The 20,356-nt window shown below is 77.2% G+C and carries 14 protein-coding genes and 3 pseudogenes; 14 read left to right on the top strand and 3 right to left on the bottom strand.

Annotated elements, in window-relative coordinates; genetic code table 11:
• Positions 1-55: 55 nt before the first annotated feature.
• Entirely contained in the window at positions 56-1,687 is a 1,632-nt protein-coding gene (locus tag LUW75_RS23190) for a catalase (RefSeq protein WP_250337342.1), read from the top strand.
• Positions 1,688-1,737: 50 nt separating this feature from the next.
• Here the strand turns inward: LUW75_RS23190 and LUW75_RS23185 are convergent, their stop codons facing one another.
• Complete coding sequence (locus tag LUW75_RS23185) at positions 1,738-2,535, bottom strand: SDR family oxidoreductase (RefSeq protein ID WP_250337341.1); 798 nt, start codon at positions 2,533-2,535, stop codon at positions 1,738-1,740.
• A gap of 85 nt (positions 2,536-2,620) precedes the next feature.
• Here LUW75_RS23185 and LUW75_RS23180 point away from each other — a divergent pair, with 85 nt between their 5' ends.
• Positions 2,621-3,865: an FUSC family protein gene (locus tag LUW75_RS23180; protein ID WP_250337340.1), complete on the top strand. Its 1,245-nt coding sequence runs from the start codon at positions 2,621-2,623 to the stop codon at positions 3,863-3,865.
• 39 nt (positions 3,866-3,904) lie between these two features.
• Here the strand turns inward: LUW75_RS23180 and LUW75_RS23175 are convergent, their stop codons facing one another.
• Positions 3,905-4,318, bottom strand: a complete 414-nt coding sequence (locus tag LUW75_RS23175) for an SRPBCC family protein (RefSeq protein ID WP_250337339.1) — start codon at positions 4,316-4,318, stop codon at positions 3,905-3,907.
• Between the two features lie 728 nt (positions 4,319-5,046).
• Between LUW75_RS23175 and LUW75_RS23170 the strand changes: the two genes are divergently transcribed.
• The 11 genes and pseudogenes from LUW75_RS23170 (at position 5,047) to rfaE2 (ending at position 17,179) form a co-directional block, all read left to right on the top strand.
• Entirely contained in the window at positions 5,047-6,066 is a 1,020-nt protein-coding gene (locus LUW75_RS23170) for a glycosyltransferase (protein WP_250337338.1), read from the top strand.
• Entirely contained in the window at positions 6,063-6,698 is a 636-nt protein-coding gene (locus LUW75_RS23165; RefSeq protein ID WP_250337337.1) for a D-glycero-alpha-D-manno-heptose-1,7-bisphosphate 7-phosphatase, read from the top strand. Before LUW75_RS23170 ends, LUW75_RS23165 begins: the two co-directional genes overlap by 4 nt.
• Positions 6,695-7,702, top strand: coding sequence for a glycosyltransferase family 9 protein (locus LUW75_RS23160; protein ID WP_250337336.1), 1,008 nt, complete (start codon positions 6,695-6,697; stop codon positions 7,700-7,702). The genes LUW75_RS23165 and LUW75_RS23160 overlap by 4 nt, the downstream gene beginning before the upstream one ends.
• Positions 7,699-8,685, top strand: a complete 987-nt coding sequence (locus LUW75_RS23155; protein WP_250337335.1) for a glycosyltransferase family 9 protein — start codon at positions 7,699-7,701, stop codon at positions 8,683-8,685. The genes LUW75_RS23160 and LUW75_RS23155 overlap by 4 nt, the downstream gene beginning before the upstream one ends.
• Before the next feature lie 278 nt (positions 8,686-8,963).
• Positions 8,964-10,057, top strand: a pseudogene (locus LUW75_RS23150) (carboxylate-amine ligase).
• Positions 10,058-10,077: 20 nt separating this feature from the next.
• Positions 10,078-11,063: pseudogene (locus LUW75_RS23145) on the top strand (UDP-glucuronic acid decarboxylase family protein).
• Positions 11,064-11,138: 75 nt separating this feature from the next.
• Complete coding sequence (locus tag LUW75_RS23140) at positions 11,139-12,821, top strand: carbamoyltransferase family protein (RefSeq protein WP_250337334.1); 1,683 nt, start codon at positions 11,139-11,141, stop codon at positions 12,819-12,821.
• Positions 12,818-13,783: a glycosyltransferase gene (locus LUW75_RS23135; protein WP_250337333.1), complete on the top strand. Its 966-nt coding sequence runs from the start codon at positions 12,818-12,820 to the stop codon at positions 13,781-13,783. Before LUW75_RS23140 ends, LUW75_RS23135 begins: the two co-directional genes overlap by 4 nt.
• Positions 13,780-15,018, top strand: a complete 1,239-nt coding sequence (locus tag LUW75_RS23130) for a glycosyltransferase (protein WP_250337332.1) — start codon at positions 13,780-13,782, stop codon at positions 15,016-15,018. Before LUW75_RS23135 ends, LUW75_RS23130 begins: the two co-directional genes overlap by 4 nt.
• An 84-nt stretch (positions 15,019-15,102) precedes the next feature.
• Positions 15,103-15,780 carry a D-sedoheptulose-7-phosphate isomerase gene (locus LUW75_RS23125; protein WP_250337331.1) on the top strand — a complete coding sequence of 226 codons (678 nt, stop codon included), beginning with the start codon at positions 15,103-15,105 and terminating at the stop codon, positions 15,778-15,780.
• Positions 15,777-17,179 (top strand): annotated as a pseudogene (gene rfaE2, locus LUW75_RS23120) (D-glycero-beta-D-manno-heptose 1-phosphate adenylyltransferase). The gene LUW75_RS23125 and the pseudogene rfaE2 overlap by 4 nt, the downstream one beginning before the upstream one ends.
• Before the next feature lie 90 nt (positions 17,180-17,269).
• On the opposite strand, the gene LUW75_RS23115 reads toward rfaE2, so the two are convergent.
• Positions 17,270-18,505 (bottom strand): MFS transporter, encoded by a 1,236-nt coding sequence (locus LUW75_RS23115; protein WP_250337330.1) that lies wholly within the window; start codon positions 18,503-18,505, stop codon positions 17,270-17,272.
• 381 nt (positions 18,506-18,886) lie between these two features.
• On the opposite strand from LUW75_RS23115, the gene LUW75_RS23110 reads away from it, so the two are divergent.
• On the top strand, positions 18,887-19,636 hold the full coding sequence (locus LUW75_RS23110; protein WP_250337329.1) for an SDR family oxidoreductase: 750 nt from the start codon (positions 18,887-18,889) through the stop codon (positions 19,634-19,636).
• Positions 19,637-20,356: the final 720 nt, after the last annotated feature.

Raw genomic sequence — 20,356 nt, 5'->3', positions numbered from 1 at the left:
CATATCGGATAAATCCGGCATGCGCAGTCCCGCATCCCGAGAGGAGCCGGAGATCATGACGGACGACAGCCGGAAGGTGCTCACCAACCGCCAGGGCCACCCGGTCCACGACAACCAGAACCAGCGCACGGTCGGCGCCCGCGGCCCGGCGACGCTGGAGAACTACCAGTTCCTGGAGAAGATCAGCCACTTCGACCGGGAGCGCATCCCCGAGCGCGTCGTCCACGCCCGCGGCGTCACCGCGTACGGGTACTTCGAGGCGTACGGCTCCTGGGGCGACGAGCCGATCAGCCGGTACACCCGGGCGAAGCTGTTCCAGGAGCGCGGCAAGCGCACCGACCTGGCCGTGCGGTTCTCCACGGTGATCGGCGGGCGCGACTCCTCGGAGTCGGCGCGCGACCCGCGCGGCTTCGCCGTGAAGTTCTACACCGAGGACGGCAACTGGGACCTGGTCGGCAACAACCTGGGCGTGTTCTTCATCCGGGACGCGATCAAGTTCCCGGACGTGATCCACTCGCTGAAACCGGACCCGGTCACCTTCGAGCAGCAGCCCCGGCGGATCTTCGACTTCATGTCGCAGACCCCCGAGAGCATGCACATGCTCGTCAACCTGTTCAGCCCGCGCGGCATCCCCTCGGACTACCGCCACATGCAGGGCTTCGGCGTCAACACGTACAAGTGGGTCAACGCCGAGGGCGACACGGTGCTGGTCAAGTACCACTGGATGCCGAAGCAGGGCGTGCGGAGCATGACCGAGGAGGACGCCGCGAACATGCAGGCGCGGGGGCTCGGCCACGCCACGAAGGACCTGTACGAGGCGGTGGCGCGCGGCGACCACCCGGAGTGGGAGCTGCTCGTCCAGATGATGTCGGACGACGAGCACCCGGAGCTCGACTTCGACCCGCTGGACGACACCAAGACCTGGCCGGAGCAGGACTTCCCGCCGAAGCCGGTGGGGCGGATGGTGCTGAACCGGATGCCGGAGAACTTCTTCGCGGAGAACGAGCAGATCTCCTTCGGCACGGGCGTGCTCGTGGACGGCCTGGACTTCTCGGACGACAAGATGCTGGTGGGCCGGACGTTCTCCTACAGCGACACCCAGCGGTACCGGGTCGGCCCCAACTACCTGCAACTGCCGGTCAACCACGCCAAGAACGCGGACGTCCGCACCAACCAGCGCGACGGCCAGATGACGTACCACGTGGACGGTGCCGGGGAGAACCCGGACGTCAACTACGAACCGTCCGTCCGGGGCGGGCTGCGGGAGGCCCCGGACCCGGCCCACGACGAGCAGGGGCCGGAGATCCGCGGCCGCCTCACCCGCAAGCGCATCCCGCGCGCCAACGACTACCTGCAGGCCGGCCAGCGCTACCGGCTGATGGAGCAGTGGGAGCGCGACGACCTGGTGCTCAACCTCGTCAACGCGCTCGGGCAGTGCGACCGGCCCGTGCAGGAGCGGATGGTCTGGCACTTCCTGATGGTCGACGACGAGCTCGGCCTGCGGGTCGGCGAGGGGATCGGCATCGGCCCGCGGGACGTGGCGGGGCTGGAGCCGCTGCCGGGCCAGACGCTCACCGACGAGGACCGCAAACGGCTCGCCAACCTGGGCGGGAACCCGCCGCGGGACGTGACCGGGCTGACGATGACCCACTGCGTGCCCGACGAGCGGTTCGTGGTCTCGCGCTGACGCCGCGCCCCCGCCACTCCGCCCGGACGGCTCGGGCGGGGCGGCGGGGGTCAGGGGCGGCGCCAGGCGTCGCTCTGCAGGTGGGAGCCCGCCTGGGGGCCCATCCGCAGCATCCCGCCGTCGACGGTCCAGGACGCCCCGGTGACGTACGAGGCCTCCTCCCCCGCCAGGAAGGCGATGACGGCCGCGACCTCGCGGGCGTCGCCCGGGCGGCCGAGCGGGATGCCGGGGCGGCGCTCCTCGCGGACGTCCCGGTCCTCCTGCCCGGTCATGGGGGTGGCGATCTCGCCGGGCGCGACCGCGTTGACGGTGATCCCGTGCTCGGCGAGCTCCAGCGCCATCACCTGCGTCAGCAGCCCCAGCCCGCCCTTGGCGGCGCAGTAGGGGGCGGCGCCGACCCGGGGCTGGTGCTCGTGCACCGAGGTGACGTTGACGACGCGCCCGCCGTCGCCCTGCTCGATCATGCGGCGGGCGGCGAGCTGGGTGCACAGGAAAGGACCGACCAGGTCCACGTCGAGGACGGCGCGCACGGTCTCGTACGGCAGGTCGAGGAAGGGCGTGGCGGTGCCGGTGCCCGCGTTGTTGACCAGGACGTCGATCCTGCCGAGTTCGCCGGCCAGGTCGTCGACGACGTGCGCGGCGTCCGGCAGCCCGGTCAGGTCCATCCGGGCGACGGCGGCGCGGCGGCCGTGGGACTGCACCTCCTCGGCGGTGCGCAGCGCGCCCTCGCGGTCGGTGTGCCAGGTGACGCCCACGTCCATGCCGTCCGCGGCGAGGCGGGCGGCCGCGGCGCGGCCGATGCCGGAGTCGGAGCCGGTGACGACGGCGACGGGGGTTCCTCGCTTCATGGATCCGCCGGTACCACGCCGGGCGGGCGGCAAACCCGGGCGGGCGGACGGTTGTGAGCGCGACGCGAGAGGGCAGGGGAACGGGATGCCGGATGTGACGACAGCCCCCGTGTTCAAACTGGTGCGGCGGACGAGGGAACCCGTCGCCGTGCAGACGCTGCGGTCGACAGGGGCCGCGGTCATCGCCTACGTGGTCGCCCTGGCGATGCTTCCCGCGCAACCCGCACCACTGACGGCGCCCCTGACGGCGCTGCTGGTGGTGCAGGTGACGCTCTACGCGACGCTCACCACCGGGGTCCGCCGGGTCAACTCGGTGATCGCCGGGGTGATGGTGGCGATCGGGTTCAGCGCACTGGTCGGCCTGAGCTGGTGGAGCCTCGGCCTGACGATCTTCGCGGCGCTGGTCGTGGGCCACCTGGTGCGGGTCGACGAGTTCGTCCCCGAGGTCGCGATCAGCGCGATGCTGGTGCTCGGCGTGACCCAGGTGGGCTCGGCCGCCTGGCACCGGATTCTAGAGACGCTGATCGGGGCGGGGGTCGGACTGCTGTTCAACCTGCTGCTCGCGCCGCCGGTGTGGGTGCAGCCCGCCGGGGCCTCCATCGAGGGCCTGGCCTCCGGGATAGGGCGCATGCTGCGCGCCATGGGCGAGGACGTCGCGGACCTGCGCCACGTGCCGGTGGCGCACGCGGCGGCCCGGCTGCACGAGGCACGACGGCTCGACCACGCGATCGTGGAGGTCGACGCCTCGCTGCGGCAGGCGGAGGAGAGCCTGCGGCTCAATCCACGCGTGCGGGACGGCCTGCTGGCGCGGGTCGTGCTGCGGACCGGCCTGGACACCCTGGAGATCTGCGCCGTGGTGCTGCGCGTCATGTCGCGGACGGTGACGGACCTGGCGAAGCACCGCACCGGCGAGCCGCTGATGCCTGCGGACGTGGCGGCGCTGCTGCGGGAGCTGTTCGGGCTCATGGCGCACGCCGTGGAGAGCTTCGCCCGGCTGATCACCACCCAGGTGGCGGCGAACGCCGAGGAGGCGGAGGCACGGCTCACCCGGGCCCTCGCGGACGGGCGCGCCGTCCGCGACCGGGTGGCCGATCTGCTGCTGGAGGACGTGCAGGAGCACCCCCGGCAGTGGCAGCTGCACGGGGCGCTGCTCAGCGAGGTCGACCGGATCCTGGACGAGCTGGACGTGGACAAGCGCACCGAGCGGCTGATCCAGGAACTCGACCTGCGCGCGGCGGAGCGCAACGAGCGTCACCCCCGGCTGGCGGCCCTCGCCGCCCGCCTGCGCGGGACCGGCGGCGAGCCGCCGCGGCCGGGTGTGGAGACGTGACGCCGGGGGCGCCGCACCGGGGCGGCCGGTTCGCCCCGGTCAGCCGTTCGAGGTGTCGACGCGGAGGCGCACCTGTTCCTCCAGGCGGCGCAGGCTCCGCTCCAGCGCCTCGGTGACGTGCCGCTCGCCGGGGTCGTGGGCCTCGTCGAAGAAGGAGAGGTGGACGGTGACCTCGCTGGCCCCGGAGTCGATGCCGGCGACCTGGAGCCAGCCGGCGTAGGAGCCCTCCCCGCGGGTCCCCCACTCCAGGCGCATCTGCTCCTTGCGGGGTTTCAGCAGCGCCGGGGTGTCCTCGTCGGTGCGGTCCTCGTGGACGGTCACGGCGGGCAGTTCGCCCGCGTGGACGTGGAGGTCGCCGGGCAGCCACTCCTCCAGGCGGCCGACGTCGGCCGCCTGGTCGTAGACCTGCTCGGGCGGGGCGGGCATCGTCAGGGAGCGTTCGTATTCGGTCATCCCCCCGGAGTTCCTCGGCAGCGCGAGGTCATGCCCGGGGCGCGGAAATCCGGGAGGTCCGAGGGGCCGGAGGAACCCGGGGAAGGGAAGAGCCCCGGCTGGACGGGGGGGACCAGCCGGGGCGGCTCACGCAGCGCGGAGGGGGTCTCCTTCGCGACCGCATAGATGAAGAGTAAACCATTCTCGGTCATTCGGGCCAATCCGGCTACGGGCGCCCCCAGCCGGTGAACACCGACAAACCCCCCGGCGCCGCACCCCGCGCCCGCGCCGGGCGGTCCGCCCCCGGGCACGGGCCGCCCGAGCCGGGCGCGGACCGCCCGCGCCCCGGTCCCGCTCGGCGCACGGGGGCGCGGGTACGGGCGGGCACCCCGGGGCCGCACCGCGGAACCGCGCCAAGGACCGCCGGGGCCCCTGGACGTCGCGGTCCGGGCGCCCCGGCGCCCGGGCGTCGGGGCGCCCGAGGGGGCGGACTTCCGTCCGACGCGATCCGCGCCCGGACCTCGTCGGCCCCGGAGGCGAGCCGCCCGGGAGCCCCGGCGGCCCGGCCTCCCGAAGCCCCGGCCGCCCGGCCTCCGGCGAAGCCCCCTCAGGACCGGCACCGCGCCCTTCGGGAGGTGTGCCCCGGATCGGGCCGCATCGGCCTGCGGAACGACGTCTTCCGTGCGTAGAGTGATCAAACCCGGGCATTCCGTACGCCCCTGTGACCGGTCCCGATCGGGAGGCGCCGCATGAGTCATCCGCCCGCTCCGTACGCCGTGGTCGTCCCCACCGTCGGGCGGCCCTGCCTCGCCGACTGCCTCGGGGCCCTCGCCGCCAGCCGGGGTCCCGCGCCGCGCCGGATCGTCGTCGTCGACGACCGGCCCGGAGAGCCGCCGCCCGGAGAGGCCCCCGGCAGCCTGCCGCTGGACGCGCTGGGCGCGCTCGCCGACCGCGCCGTCCTGCTCCGCAGCGGCGGGCGCGGGCCGGCCGCGGCCCGCAACACCGGGCTGCGTGGGGTGACCGAGCCGTGGGCCGTCTTCCTCGACGACGACGTGCGCGTCGGTCCCTCCTGGCGGACCGAGCTCGTCCGCGACCTCGCCGCCGCCTCGCCCGACACGGGCGGCGTCCAGGGCGTGCTGCGCGTCCCCCTGCCCGCCCGCCGGCGCCCCACGGACTGGGAGCGGAACACGGCCGGGCTGGAGCGGGCCCTGTGGGCGACGGCCGACATGGCGTACCGCACGGAGGCGCTGCGCGCCGTGGGCGGCTTCGACGAGCGGTTCCGGCGCGCGTTCCGCGAGGACGCGGACCTGGCGCTGCGGGTGATCGCCGCGGGCTGGCTGATCCGGCGCGGTACCCGCCGCACGGAGCACCCGGTGCGCCCGGCGGACCGGTGGGTGTCGCTGCGGGCTCAGCGGGGCAACGCCGACGACGCGCTGATGGTGAGGCTGCACGGACCCGACTGGTGGGCGCGCGCCGCCGCCCCGCGCGGCCGGATCAGGCGGCACGCGGCGACCACCGCGGCCGGCGTGCTGGCCCTGGCCCTCGCGGCGGCCGGACGGCGCCGGGTGGCGGCGCTCGCTGCGGCCGGCTGGCTGCTGGGGACGGCGGAGTTCGCCCGGGCGCGGATCGCACCCGGGCCGCGCACCCGCGACGAGGTGCTCACCATGGCGGTGACCAGCGCGGCCGTCCCGGTGCTCGCCACCTGGCACCGTCTCGCCGGGGAGCTGCGCCACCGCTCGGCCGGGGCCTGGCAGGGCGGTGCCGCGTGAGCCGGACGGGCGGCGCCGGCGGACCGGCCCGGGAGGCGGACGGGCGCCGGGGCGGCGCCGGGCCCGGCGGGAGGGCCGCCGGGGAGGGCGCCCCGCCCGCCGCGGTGCTGTTCGACCGCGACGACACCCTGATCGTCGACGTGCCGTACAACGGGGACCCCGGGCGGGTGCGGCTGATGCCGGGCGCCCGGGAGGCGGTACGGCTGCTGCGGGCGCACGGGACGCCGGTGGGGGTCGTCTCCAACCAGTCGGGCATCGCGCGCGGCCTGCTCACCGAGGCGGAGGTGGGGGAGGTGAACGCCCGCGTCGAGCTGCTGCTGGGCGGGCCGCTGGACGTGTGGGTGCACTGCCCGCACGCGCCCGGCGACGGCTGCGCCTGCCGCAAGCCCGCGCCGGGGCTCGTGCTGGAGGCGGCGCGGCGGCTCCGCGTGCCGGCCGACCGGTGCGTGGTCGTCGGCGACATCGGTGCGGACGTGGAGGCGGCGCACGCCGCGGGCGCCCGGGGCGTGCTGGTGCCGACGGCGAGGACGCTGCCCGCCGAGGTGGCGTCCGCGCCGGACGTGTGCCGGGACCTGCTCGGCGCCGTGCGGTACGTGCTGGGGCACCGGCCGGCGGTGCGGGGGCCGGTGTGAGGGCGCTCGTCGTACGCCTCGACAGCTTCGGGGACGTCCTGCTGGCCGGCCCCGCCGTACGGGCGGTGGCACACCGCGCGGACCGGGTGGCGATGCTGTGCGGGCCGCAGGGGGCGCCCGCGGCGCGGCTGCTCCCGGGCGTGGCGGAGGTGCTGGTGTGGGAGGCGCCGTGGGTGGGGTTCTCCCCGCCGGCGGTGGACCGGGCGGACGTCGGGCGGGTCGTCGACCGGCTGGCCGCGGGCCGGTTCGACGCGGCGCTGGTGCTGACCTCGTTCCACCAGAGCCCGCTGCCGGCGGCGCTGCTGCTGCGCATGGCGGGCGTCGCGCACATCGCGGCGGACAGCGTGGACGCCCCCGGCTCCCTGCTGGACGTGCGCCACCGGCGGCCCCCGCGCGCCCACGAGGCGGAGGCGGCCCTCGCGCTGGCCGAGGCGGCCGGCTTCCCCCGCCCGCCGGGGGACGACGGGCGGCTGCGGGTGCGGCACGCGGCGGGCGCGCCGGAGCTGACCGGCCCCGGTCCGTACGTCGCCGTCCACCCCGGCGCGAGCGTCCCGGCCCGCCGGTGGAGCCCCGACCGGTGCGCCCAGGCGGTGCGGCTGCTCGCCGGGGCGGGCCACCGCGTCGTCGTCACGGGCGGCCCCGGCGAACGGGGACTCACCGCGCACGTGGCGGGTGCGCACGGCGTGGACCTCGGCGGGCGGACCCGCCCGCCGGAGCTGGCGGCGGTGCTCGCGGCGGCGGGCGCGGTGGTCACCGGCAACACCGGCCCGGCCCACCTGGCGGCGGCGGTCGGCACCCCGGTGGTGTCGCTGTTCTCGCCGGTCGTGCCCGCGGAACGCTGGGGCCCGTACGGCGTCCCGCACGTCCTCCTCGGCGGGCAGGACGCCCCGTGCGCGGGATCGCGCGCCCGGGAGTGCCCGGTGCCGGGCCACCCGTGCCTGGACGGGGTGACGGCCGAGGACGTGGTGGCGGCCGTGGGCAAGCTGCTGGGGGCCGGGGGGTGAGGCCGCGGGTCCTGGTGCTGCGGGCGCTCGGGCTGGGCGACCTGCTGGCCGCGGTGCCCGCGCTGAGGGCGGTGCGGCGCGGCTTCCCCGGGCACGAGGTGGTGCTCGCGGCCCCGCGGGCGCTGGCGGACGCGGCGGCGGCCGTCGACGCGGTCGACGCGCTGCTGCCCGCCTCGGCGCCGGGGCGGGCCGTGCCGGTGCGCCTGGCGTGGCCGGGACCGCCGCCGGAGGCCGCGGTCGACCTGCACGGGAAGGGCCCCTCCAGCCACCTGCTGCTGGAGCGGACGCGTCCCGGCCGGCTGCTGGCGTTCGCCCACCCGGGGACCCCGCACGTCCGGGGTCCGGTGTGGAGGGTGGACGAGCACGAACGGAAGCGCTGGTGCCGGCTGCTGGAGTGGTACGGCATCCCGGCCGACCCCGGCGACCTGCGGCTCCCCCCGCCGCGCGAGCCCTTCCCCGCGCCGGGCGCGGTGGTGGTCCACCCGGGCGCGGACGCCGCGGCCAGGCGCTGGCCGCCCGGGCGGTACGCGCGGGTGGTGCGGGAGCTGCGGCGGCGCGGCCACCGGGTGGTGCTGACCGGCGGGCCGGGCGAGGACGGGCTCCTCGCGCGCGTGGCCGGACCGGCCGGGCTCGGCGAAGGGGAGGTGCTGGCGGGCGGGTTGCCGTACGGGCGGCTGGCCGCGCTGTGCGCCGGGGCGGCGGCCGTGGTCAGCGGGGACACCGGCGTGGCGCACGTCGCCGTGGCGTACGGGGCGCCGTCGGTGACGCTGTTCGGGCCCGTGCCGCCGCGCCTGTGGGGTCCTCCGCCGGACACGCGGCACGTGGCGCTGTGGCACCCCGGGCCGCCGGGCGACCCGCACGGCCGGGAACCGGACCCGCGGCTGCTGCGCATCGAGCCGGACGAGGTCCTCGCCGCCCTGCTGCCGCACCTGGAGGGGGCCCGCGCACGACCGTCCTCGCCCCCCGCACGACCGCCGTCGTGACCGCCCGCGGCCGGTGCGCCGCCGCGCGCCCACGGCCGGTTCACCCGGTCCGCCCCGGGCCCGCCGCGCGCCCCGTCCCCGCCCGTCGCGGCCCGCCGGACGGCACCGCCGAGGCGGCCGTCGCCCGGAGCCCGGAGGCGGTGCCGCTCCCCCGGCCGGAGCCCCGGGCGGGCCCCGCGCTCCCCGTCCCCGCACGCCGTGTCGACCGATCGGGTGACCGAAGCGCTTCGCCCCGTATATACCGATTTGTCGTTTTCTTTACGGGTACTCGGCGCCACATGATCACTGTTGGGGTCGAGGAGGAGTTCTTCCTCGTCGACCCGGTCACCTGTCTGCCGCTGCCCCTCGCCGACGAGGTGCGCAGGACGGCGGGGCTGGGCCCGATCGCGGAGGACGAGGAGGTCCAGTCCGAACTCCTGCAGTCCCAGATCGAGGTGGCCACCCCCGTCTGCTCCGACCTCGGCGAGGTCGGGGGCCACCTCCTGCGGTTGCGGCACGCCCTGGGGGCGGCCGCCGAGAAGAACGGCTGCCGGCTCGTGGCGGCGGGCACCGCCCCGTACCGCGGGCCGGAGCCCGTGCCGGTCACCCGCAGCGCCCGCTACCTGGCGATGCGCTCGCAGGCGCCCCAGCTGGTCGACGAGCAGCTGGTCAACGGCATGCACGTACACGTCGCCGTGCCCGGACGGTCCGCCGCGGTCGCCGCGCTCAACCGGATCAGGCCCTGGCTGCCGGTCCTGGTGGCGATGGCGTCGAACTCCCCGCTGTGGGACGGCCACGACACCGGCTTCGCCAGCTGGCGGACGGTGATCTTCGGCAGGTGGGCGGTGAGCGGCCCCCGCCCTCCTTCACCGACGCCGCCGACCACGACCGGCGGGTGCGGATCCTGCTGGACTCCGGGGTGATCTCCGACACCGGCCAGGTCTACTGGCAGGCGCGGCTGTCGGAGCGCTACCCCACCCTGGAGGTGCGCTGTACCGACGTGCAGCTGAGGGCCGACGCCGCGGTGATGTTCGCCGGGCTGATCAGGGCCATGGTGGCCACGGCCCTGCGGGCGGAGGAGGCCGGGGAGCCCCTCCCCCACTGCTCCCCGGAGCTGCTGCAGGCCGCCAACTGGTGCGCGGCGCGGCACGGGCTGAGCGACCTGCTGATGGACCCCGAGGGCAGGAGCCGCCGGGCCGGCGACGTGCTGTGCCGGCTGCTCGACTCCGTGGCCCCCGCGCTGGAGGAGGCGGGGGACGCCCGCCAGGTGACCTCGCTGGTGCACCGGTTGCTCCAGGAGGGCACCCCCGCCGACTTCCAGCGCAGGGCGCTCGCCGAGGGCGGGATGCCCGCGCTGGCGGACCTGCTGACCACGGAGACGGTGGCACCGTGACCGACGACCGAGGAGACCGTATGAACACCTTCGCCCGGAGTTGGCAGCACGCCGTCGTGACGGGCGGCGCAGGCTTCGTCGGGTCCCACCTGTGCTCCGCGCTGCTGGCCGCCGGCACGGCCGTGACGTGCGTGGACGACTTCAGCACCGGGCGGCGGGAGAACGTCTCCCCGCTGCTGGACCACCCCGGTTTCACCCTGCTGGAGGCGAACGTCTCGGAGCCGTTCGAGGTGGACCGCCCGCCCGACCTGGTACTGCACTTCGCCTCGCCCGCCTCGCCCGCCGACTACCTGCGGCTCCCCCCTGCACACGCTGGAGGCCGGCAGCCTCGGCACCCGGCACGCGCTGGCCCTGGCCCACCGGGCGGGCGCGCGGTTCCTGCTGGCCTCCACCTCCGAGGTGTACGGCGACCCCGAGCAGCACCCGCAGAACGAGCGGTACTGGGGCAACGTCAACCCGGTCGGCCCGCGCAGCGTGTACGACGAGGCGAAGCGGTTCGCGGAGGCGCTGACGACCGCCCAGGCCGAGACGTACGGCACGGACACGGGCATCGTCCGGCTGTTCAACACCTACGGACCGCGGATGCGCGGCCGCGACGGGCGCGCCGTGCCGACGTTCATCCGGCAGGCGCTGGCCGGCGAGCCGCTGACGGTCACCGGCGACGGGTTGCAGACGCGGTCGCTGTGCTACGTGGACGACACCGTCGGGGGCGTCCTGGCCGCCGCCGCGCACGGACTGCGCGGCCCGGTGAACATCGGCAACCCCGCCGAGATCACCATGCTGGAGCTGGCCCGGCTGGTCATCGGCCTGACCGGCTCGCGCTCCGGGATCCGCCACATCGAGCGGCCCACCGACGACCCGGCCGTGCGCTGCCCGGACATCACGCTCGCCCGCGACAAGCTCCAGTGGGAGCCGCGGGTCCCCCGCGGAGGACGGACTGCGGCGCACCATCGACTGGTTCCGCGCCTCCGCCGCGGCGGACGGGTCCCCCGGCTCCGGCGGCTGACGGCCGCCGCCCGGCCCCTCCCCTCCCTCCTCTCCCCCGACGCCGCCCCCGGACGCGCCGAAAGACAGGGACGCCATGCGCATTCTCGGAATCAACGCCCTCTTCCACGACCCCGCCGCCGCGCTGGTCGTCGACGGACGCGTGGTCGCCGCCGCTGAGGAGGAACGCTTCTCGCGGCGCAAGCACGGAAAGCGGCCGGTGCCCTTCTCCGCCTGGGAACTCCCCGAGAAGGCCGCCGGCTGGTGCCTCGAACGGGCCGGGCTGCGCCCGCAGGACCTGGACGCCGTCGCGTACTCGTTCGACCCGGCGCTCGCCAGGCCCGCCGACCGGATGGGACTCGACGACCCGTGGGACCACCTGCGGCTCGCCTACGCGCGCGAGGCCCCCGGCTTCCTGCGCACGGCCCTGCCGGGCCTCGACCCGGAGGCGGTCAGGTTCGTGCCGCACCACATGGCGCACGCCGCCTCCGGCGCCTTCGCGGCCGACGGCGCCGACACGTGTTCCGTCCTCGTCCTCGACGGGCGCGGCGAGCGGGCCTCGCACCTCGCCGCCCGCCGCGTCCACCACCGGCTGGAGCCGCTGGCCGCGCAGGACCTGCCGCACTCGCTGGGCCTGGTGTACGAGGAGCTGACCGAGCACCTCGGGTTCCTGCGCTCCTCCGACGAGTTCAAGGTGATGGCGCTCGCCTCGTACGGCCGGCCGCGGATGGCGGAGGAGCTGCGCCGCTACGTGTACCCGACCGGCGACGGCGGCTTCCACGCGGCGGGCGTGCCGTGGCACGGGCTGTGCCCGCCGCGCGGCCCGCAGGAGGCGTGGACGCAGGACCACGCGGACCTCGCCGCCAGCGCCCAGGCGGTGCTGGAGGAGACGCTGCTGGACCTGGTCCGCTGGCTGCACGGCCAGACCCGCGACCCGCTGCTGACGCTCGCCGGCGGGGTGGCGCTCAACTGCGTGGCGAACGCCCGTATCGCGCGTGAGGGCCCCTTCTCCCGCGTCTGGGTGCAGCCGGCCGCCGGCGACGCCGGCACGGCGCTGGGCGGGGCCCTGCTGCTCGCCGCGGGCGGCGGGGACGAGGTGGTGCCCATGGACGGCGCGGACCTGGGGCGCGACTGGTCCGACGCGGAGCTGGGCGCCTGGCTGAAGACGGCGGCGGTGCCGTTCGAACGGCCGCCCGACATCGCGGAGACCGTCGCGGAGGCGCTCGCCGGCAACGCGGTCGTCGCCTGGTTCCAGGGGCGTTCGGAGTACGGCCCGAGGGCGCTCGGCCACCGCTCCCTGCTGGCCCATCCCGGCCACGCGGGGAACCTGGAGCGGCTCAACGACGTGAAGGGGCGCGAGCAGTTCCGGCCGGTGGCGCCGATGGTGCTGGCCGACCGGGCGGCGGAGGTCTTCACGGGGCAGCTGCCCAGCCCGTACATGCTGTTCGTGCACGAGGTGGCGCCCGAGTGGCGCGACCGCATCCCGGCCGTCGTCCACGTCGACGGGACGGCCCGCGTCCAGACCGTCGACCGCGTGGCGGAACCTCTGGTCGCGCGGATGCTGGCGGAGTTCGAACGGCGCACCGGCCTGCCGGTGGTGGTCAACACCAGCCTCAACACCGCCGGCCGGCCGATGGTCGACGACCCGCGCGACGCCCTGGAGTGCTTCGGCTCCACCCCCGTGGACCTGCTGGCGATCGGCCCCTACGCGGTGCGCCGCGGGAGCTTCTTCACGGCGGACTCGCAGGACTCCCAGTCGGTGAGGAGGTCGGCGCGGTGAACATCCTGCTCTGGCACGTCCACGGCTCCTGGACGACGGCGTTCGTCCAGGGCCCGCACACCTACCTCGTCCCCGTGCTGCCCGACCGCGGGCCCGACGGGCGGGGCCGGGCGCGGACCTTCAACTGGCCGGACACGGTGAGGGAGGTGGCGCCCGACCGGCTCCGCGAGGAACCGGTCGACGTGGTGCTCCTCCAGCGGCCCGAGGAGTTCGCCCTCGCCGAACGCTGGCTGGGCGGGCGCCGCCCCGGCCGCGACGTGCCCGCCGTGTACCTGGAGCACAACGCGCCGGACGGGAACGTGCCCGACACGCGGCACCCGTGCGCCGACCGCGACGGGATGACGCTCGTCCACGTCACCCACTTCAACCGGCTGTTCTGGGACGGCGGCCGGGCCCGCGCCGTGGTGGTCGAGCACGGCGTCGTCGACCCCGGCCACCTGTACACGGGGCGGCTGCCCCGGGCTGCGGTCGTCGTCAACGAGCCGGTCCGGCGCGGCCGTCACACCGGCACGGACCTGCTGCCCGGCCTCGCCGGAGCCGCGCCCCTCGACGTGTTCGGGATGCGCACCGAGGGGCTGGCCGCGCACCTGGGGCTGCCCGAGGAGCGGTGCCGGGCCCGGGACCTGCCGCAGCGGGAGCTGCACGCGGCGATGGCCGAGCGGCGCCTGTACCTGCACCCGGTGCGGTGGACCTCGCTCGGCCTGTCGCTGCTGGAGGCGATGCACCTGGGCATGCCCGTGGTGGCGCTGGCCACCACGGAGGCGGTGGAGGCGGTCCCGGCGGGCGCCGGGACCCTGTCGACCCGGCCGGAGGTGCTGGCGGCGGCCGCCCGGCACTACCTGGAGGAGCCGGAGGCGGCCGCCGAGGACGGCGCCCGGGCCCGGCAGGCCGCCCTCGAACGGTACGGGCTCAAGCGCTTCCTGCACGACTGGGAGCGTGTGCTGACGGAGGTGCGCTCATGACCGGCCGCGAACCCGCGGGCCCCCTGTCGGTGGTCCTCGTCTCGGAGCACGCCAGCCCCCTCGCGGCGCTGGGCGGCGTCGACGCGGGCGGGCAGAACGTCCACGTCGCGCGCCTCGCCGGGGCGCTCGCCGACCGCGGCCACGAGGTGGCGGTGTTCACCCGCCGGGACGACCGCCGGCTGCCCGACGAGGTGGCGGTGCGGCCCGGCGTCGTCGTGCACCACGTGCCGGCGGGGCCGCCCGAGCCCGTCCCGAAGGACGAGCTGCTCCCGTACATGGACGCCTTCGGGCGGTACACGGCGCGGGCGCTGCGGGGGCGGCCCCCGGACGTGGTGCACTCCCACTTCTGGATGTCGGGGGTCGCCGCGGTCCTCGCGGCGCGCGCCCTGCGGGTGCCGCTGCTGCACACGTACCACGCGCTGGGCACCGTGAAGCGGCGCCACCAGAAGGCGGCCGACACCAGTCCGCCGGAGCGGATCGCCGCCGAGTGCGAGGTGGGCCTGGCCTGCGACCGGATCATCGCCACCTGCCGGGACGAGGTGCGGGAGCTGCGGCGCATGGGCGTCCCGCCGGGGCGGGTGAGCGTGGTGCCGTGCGGCGTCGACCCCGGGCAGTTCTCCCCCGCCGGGCCCGCCGCCCCGCGCGGTCCCTTCCGGCACCGGCTGGTCCAGCTGGGCCGCCTCGTGCCCCGCAAGGGCGCGGACGTCACGATCGCGGCGCTGCCCCGGCTGCCCGACACCGAGCTGGTCGTGGTCGGCGGGCCGCCGCCGGCCGGGCTCGGCGCCGACCCGGAGGTGCGGCGGCTGCGCGAGGCCGCCCGGCGCGCCGGGGTCGCCGACCGGGTGCGGTTCACCGGCGCGGTCTCCCGAGACGAGGTGGCGCCGCTGCTGCGCGGCGCGGACGTGGTGGTGTGCCCGGCGGACTACGAGCCGTTCGGCATCGTGCCGCTGGAGGCGATGGCCTGCGGGCGGCCGGTGGTCGCCACCGCCGTGGGCGGCCAGCTCGACACGGTCGCGGACCCCGAGTGCGGCCGCCTGGTGCCGCCCCGCGACCCGGCCGCCCTGGCCCGGGCGGCCGCGGAGCTTCTCGCCGACCCGGACCTGCGCGCCGCGTGCGGCGCGGCGGGCCGGCGGCGGGTGCTCTCCCGGTACGGCTGGGAGCGCGTCGGGGCGGCCACCGAGGCCGTGTACGCGCGGGTGCTCGCCGCCCGGCCCGCCGTGACCGGCGCGGCCTGAACCGCCGACCGGCGGCCGAACCGAACGACGAAGGAGGTGCGGGCCCGCCGCGGCCGTCCCAGCGGAGCAGGCGCCCGAACACACATGAGCGAACACTCCCTCCCCCACGGGTTCCCCCCCGCCGCGCGCGAGGCCGCGCTGCGGCACTGCGCCTCCCTGGAGGACGCCGTCGGCCGGTTCCGCCGGGACCACCTGGACCGGATCGCCCGGTGGGGCGCCCGGCTGGCGCTGGTCCTGCCGGGCGGGGGCCGGCTGCTGGCCGCCGGGAACGGCGGCAGCGCGGCGCAGGCCCAGCACCTGACGGCCGAACTGGTGGGCCGGTACCGGCGCGAGCGGCCCGCGTACTCGGCGATCTCCCTGCACGCCGAGACGTCCAGCCTGACCGCGATCGGCAACGACTACGGCTTCGACCAGGTGTACGCCCGGCAGGTCGCCGCGCACGGCCGCCCCGGCGACGTCCTGCTGCTGCTGTCCACGTCGGGGCGGAGCGGGAACCTGGTCGCGGCGGCGGCGGCCGGGCGCTCGGCGGGGATGCGGGTGTGGGCGCTGACCGGGCCCGCACCGAACCCGCTGGCCGAGGCGGCGCACGAGGCGCTGTGCGTGGACGCCGCGCCGACGGCCACGGTGCAGGAGGCGCACCTGGTCGCGGTGCACGTGCTGTGCGAGTGCTTCGACGCGGCGGTCGAGGCGGGCCCGGCGCGGCGGGCCGGCCAGGGGACCGGCGCGTTCGAACCGGCCGCGGTGCGGCGGAGGATGTCGTGAGCGCCCGGCAGCCGCTGGTCGTCGTCGGGGACGCGCTGCTCGACGAGGACATCGAGGGCGTGTCGACGCGGCTCGCGCCCGACGCCCCCGCACCGGTCGTCGACGTGACGGGCGACCACCGGCGGCCCGGCGGCGCCGGGCTGGCCGCCGCGCTCGCCACCCGGGGCGGGCGCGAGGTGGTGCTGGTGACGGCGCTGGGCGACGATCCGGCGAGCGACGCGGTGCGCCTGTCCCTGGAGGGCCGCGTCCGGCTGGTCGAGCTGCCGCTGCGGGGCACCCTGCCGGTGAAGACCCGCGTCCTGGCCTCGGGCCGGCCCCTGGTGCGGATCGACCGCGGCGGCGGCGACCCCGGGGAGCCCGGCGACGCGGTCCGCGCCGCGCTGTCCGGCGCGCACGCGGTGCTGGTCGCGGACTACGGGAGGCACACCGCGGGCGCGGTGCGGGACCTGCTGGCGGCCGTCGCGCCGCGGGTCCCGGTCGTGTGGGACCCGCACCCGGGGGCGGCCCGCCGGTGCCCGGGGTGCGGATCGCCACCCCGAACGCGGCCGAGGCCCGCGCCCTCGGCTCCGACGGGGGCGGCGAGACGCTGCGTGCGTACGCGCGGCGGGGCTCGGAGCTGGCGGAGCGGTGGCGGGCGGCCGCCGTCGCGGTGACCCTCGGCGAACGCGGGGTGCTGCTGACCCGGCCGGGGCCCGGAGCCGGTACGCCGATGCTGGTGCCCGTCCCGTACCGGGCGGCCGGCGACCCGTGCGGCGCGGGCGACTGCTTCGCCTCGGCGACGGCCGCCGCGCTGGCGGACGGGGCGCTGCCGGAGGAGGCGGTGGAACGGGGGGTCGCGGAGGCGGCGGCGTTCGTCGCGGCGGGCGGCGCGGGCAACCCGGCGCTGTGGCGGACCCCGCCGGTGCCGGGGCGGCACGGGCCGCCGGTCGCCGACCCCTTCGCGCTCGCCGAGCGGGTGCGGGCGCGGGGCGGGACGGTGGTGGCGACGGGCGGCTGCTTCGACCTGCTGCACGCCGGGCACGTGGGGCTGCTGGAGAGCGCGCGGCGGATCGGCGACTGCCTGATCGTCTGCGTCAACTCCGACGCGTCGGTGGCGCGGCTCAAGGGGCCGGGCCGCCCGCTGAACCCGGTCGCGGACCGGACGCGGGTGCTGGCCGGGCTGGGCAGCGTCGACGCGATCGCGGTGTTCGACGGCGACACCCCTGCGGAGCTGCTGACGCGGCTGCGGCCCGACGTGTGGGTGAAGGGCGGGGACTACTCGGCGGAGGACCTGCCCGAGGCGGAGGTGCTGCGCGGCTGGGGCGGCCAGGCGGTGGTCCTTCCGTACCTGGACGGCCGTTCCACCACCCTGCTGGCGCACCGGGCGGCCCGGGCGGCGGTCCGTCACGCCCGCGACTGAGCGGCGCCCCGCGGCGGAGCCGGACGCCCCGGGTCCCGGTGGCGGGCGGGGCGCCGCACGCCGTCCGCCACCGGGACCCGCCCCCGGGGGTCAGGCCGCCGTGCCCAGGACGGTGCGGGCGGCGGGGGCGGGCAGGGCCGGGGCCGGGGAGCGGCGGCCGTGGGCGACGCGGCCCGCCAGGACGACGGCCGCGATGAGCAGGCCGCCCAGGACGAGGGCGCCGCGCGCACCGGCCAGCTCCATCAGCAGGCCGAGCGCCGGCGGTCCGGCGAGGCCCCACACCGTGCGGACGCTGCCCCACACGCCGAGGACGCGGCCCCGCAGGTGCGGCGGCGGGTCGGTCTGCAGGACGGTCGTCCCGGCGGTGTCGGACACCGACTCGGCGACGGCCATCGGCAGGACCAGCACCAGCAGCACCGCCAGCGACGGTGAGAGCCCGGCGGCGGCCTGGAGCAGGCCGCCGACCGCCGCGAGGGTGCCGACCAGCCGTACGGACGGCCTGCGCAGCCGGGCGCCGAGGACCGCGCCGACGATGCCGCCGGCCGCGAGGACGGTGGAGACGGCGCCGAACGCCCCGGCGCCCCCGGCGAGCGGCCCGGTGACGAGGACGGCGAGCGTCAGCCCGTAGTTGCGGCCGAGTACGGCGCTGGTGCCGGAGACCACGGCCAGGGCCACCAGGCGCGGGCGGCGGGCGAAGAACGCCAGTCCCTCCCGCGCCGTCGTCGCGCCCCCGGCCCCCGCCCGGTCGGCGGACGCCGGCGGAGCGGCCGCGGCGGCCTCGCGGACGGGCCGCAGGAAGGGGACGACCGCCGCCACGAACAGGAACGACACCCCGTTGGCCGCGTACGCCGACGCCGTGCCCAGGAAGGCGACCGCGACGCCCGCCAGACCGGCGCCGGCCAGGCGCCCGGCGTTGGAGACGAGGGAGCCGACCCCGATGGCGGACGGCACGTCCTCGGGGCGCACCAGGTCGTTGCCGAGCAGCGCGCAGGCGGGGCCGTCGACGGTGGCGATCAGGCCGGTGACGGCGGCGAGCACCATCAGCACGCCCAGGCCCAGCCGGTCGGCCGCCACCAGGAACGCCGTGGTGAACGCGACCAGGCCGAGGAGGACCTGGCCGACCGCGGCGGTCGGCTTGCGTGGCCAGCGGTCGACGGCGGCGCCGCCGGCCACGCCCATCAGCAGTCCGGGCGCCGCCTGCACGGACAGGGACAGGCCGGTCGCGGCGGCGGAGCCGGTGATCTGCAGGACCAGCAGGTTCTGCACGGTCAGCTGCATCCAGGTGCCGGTGTTGGAGACGAGGTTCGCGACGGACCACCAGCGCATGCCGCGGTACGAGAGCGAACGCCACGGCGAGGAGCCGGTGGCGGCGGACCGGGCGGGCGCGGTGGTCGGGGAGGAAGGAGGCAAGGCGGTGGAGGGGGCTCGAACGGCGGATCGCGGCGGGGTGGCGGCACGGGCCGCGCCCGTGCCGCCACCCCGCCGCGGCTGGGCGCGGACCATCGTGGCAGTCCGCGCCCGCCGCGGCCGTGACCTGCGCCTCTCCCGGCCCCGCCGGACCGCGCGCGGGGCGGCAACGGCCTTACGGCGGTGGGGACACGGGTAAACCGTGTCCTTGCTCACAGGGCCCCTCCGAGGTGCCGGACGGTGCCGGGCGGGTCACAGTGGGGAGTCGGTGTACGCACCCGAGGAAGGCGGAGGCTCCGGATGGGCGGCAGTGGAGTACGGGTCGACCTGCGCGGCAGACAGGCCCTGGTGACCGGCGGGGCGCGGGGGCTGGGCGCCGCCATCGTGCGGCGGCTGGCGGGGGCGGGCGCGTCGGTGCTCCTGGCGGACGTGCGCAAGGAGCTGGCGCGGGAGCTGTGCGACGAGCTGAACGGGGACGGCGGCGACGCCCGCTTCGTGGAGCTGGACGTCCGCGACCCGGATGCGGTGGCGGGAGTCTTCCGGGAGCTGGACGGCGCCGACCGGGCGGTGGACGTGCTGGTCAACAACGCGGCCGTGGACGTCTCCAAGCCCATCGAGCACCTGACGGCCGACGAGGTCACCCGGGTGGTGCAGACGAACCTGCTCGGGCCGGTGTACCTGTGCCTGGAGGCCTACCGGCGCATGGTGGCGCGCGGCGGCGGCCACATCGTGAACATCCTGTCCACGGCGGCCAACCGCACCTGGACGGAGGCCGGTCCGTACGCGGCGGGCAAGACGGGGCTGCGGGCGTTCACCCACACGCTGTTCAAGGAGGCGCAGCGCGACTGCCCGGGCATCGGCGTGACGGGCATCCTGGCGGGCGGCATGGAGACGCCGTTCATCATGGACCGCTTCCCGGAGACGGACGTGTCGATGCTGCAGAGCCCCGACGTCGTCGCCGACGCCGTGCTCTACGCCCTGTCGGTACCGGACGGCAGCGTGGCGGGCGAGATCGTGGTCGTACCGCGCCGGGAGCCGTCCTGGCCCTGAGCCCCGCCCTCCGGATCATCGATCCTCCCGGACGGGGACGGGGAGGGCCTCGACCGCGGTGGCGCGGAACCCGCGGCCGCCGGGCGGCGTCGGCAGGCTCCCCGGCACCGACCGCGCTCGTTCGGCGAACCGGGACGAACGGGGACCGGCGCGGACGGCTCCGACGAGGCCGACGCCGGTGGGCCCGGTCGCCGGGGCCGCGTCCACCGGCTGCGGCACCGGCGCCGGTGGCGTGGGAGGTCCGCGACCGACCTGTTCGACGAGGCCGACGCCGTGGTGGGCGCCCCGCGCTCCGCCGCCGGGGGAAGGCCGTACCCGCTGGAGACCGTCCACGAGGGCGGAGGAACCCCACCGCCGCGTCGTTCGGCGCCTTCGGCGAGCCGTCGGGCGTCCGGCCGCACCGGCGGAGGTGGCCGGACGGGCGCGGTCCCGCGGGCCGGACGCGTCGACCCGCGGGGCGGGCGGCCCGCCCTTCGGTGCGGCGCGACCGCGGCGGCGGTCCCGGGCGCCCGTCCGGTCGGGGAGCGCGCCGCGCCGTTCGGCGTGCGGCCGGCGGGGGCGGCGGGGGTCCGTTCGCCGAGCGGGGTCGGCCGGGGCCGTCCGGCCCCGCCGCCGGGGCGGGGCGGCCGGGGCGGACGCGGGAGGGGTGGGCGTGGGAGGGGCGGACGCGGGAGGGGCGGACGCGGGAGGGGTGGACGCGGGAGGGGTGGACGCGGGAGG

This window comes from Streptomyces sp. MRC013 (assembly GCF_023614235.1).
In the GTDB taxonomy this organism is placed as follows: Bacteria; Actinomycetota; Actinomycetes; order Streptomycetales; family Streptomycetaceae; genus Streptomyces.
Note: the sequence above shows the minus strand (reverse complement) of the source record. Positions and strands in the feature narration are given on the sequence as shown.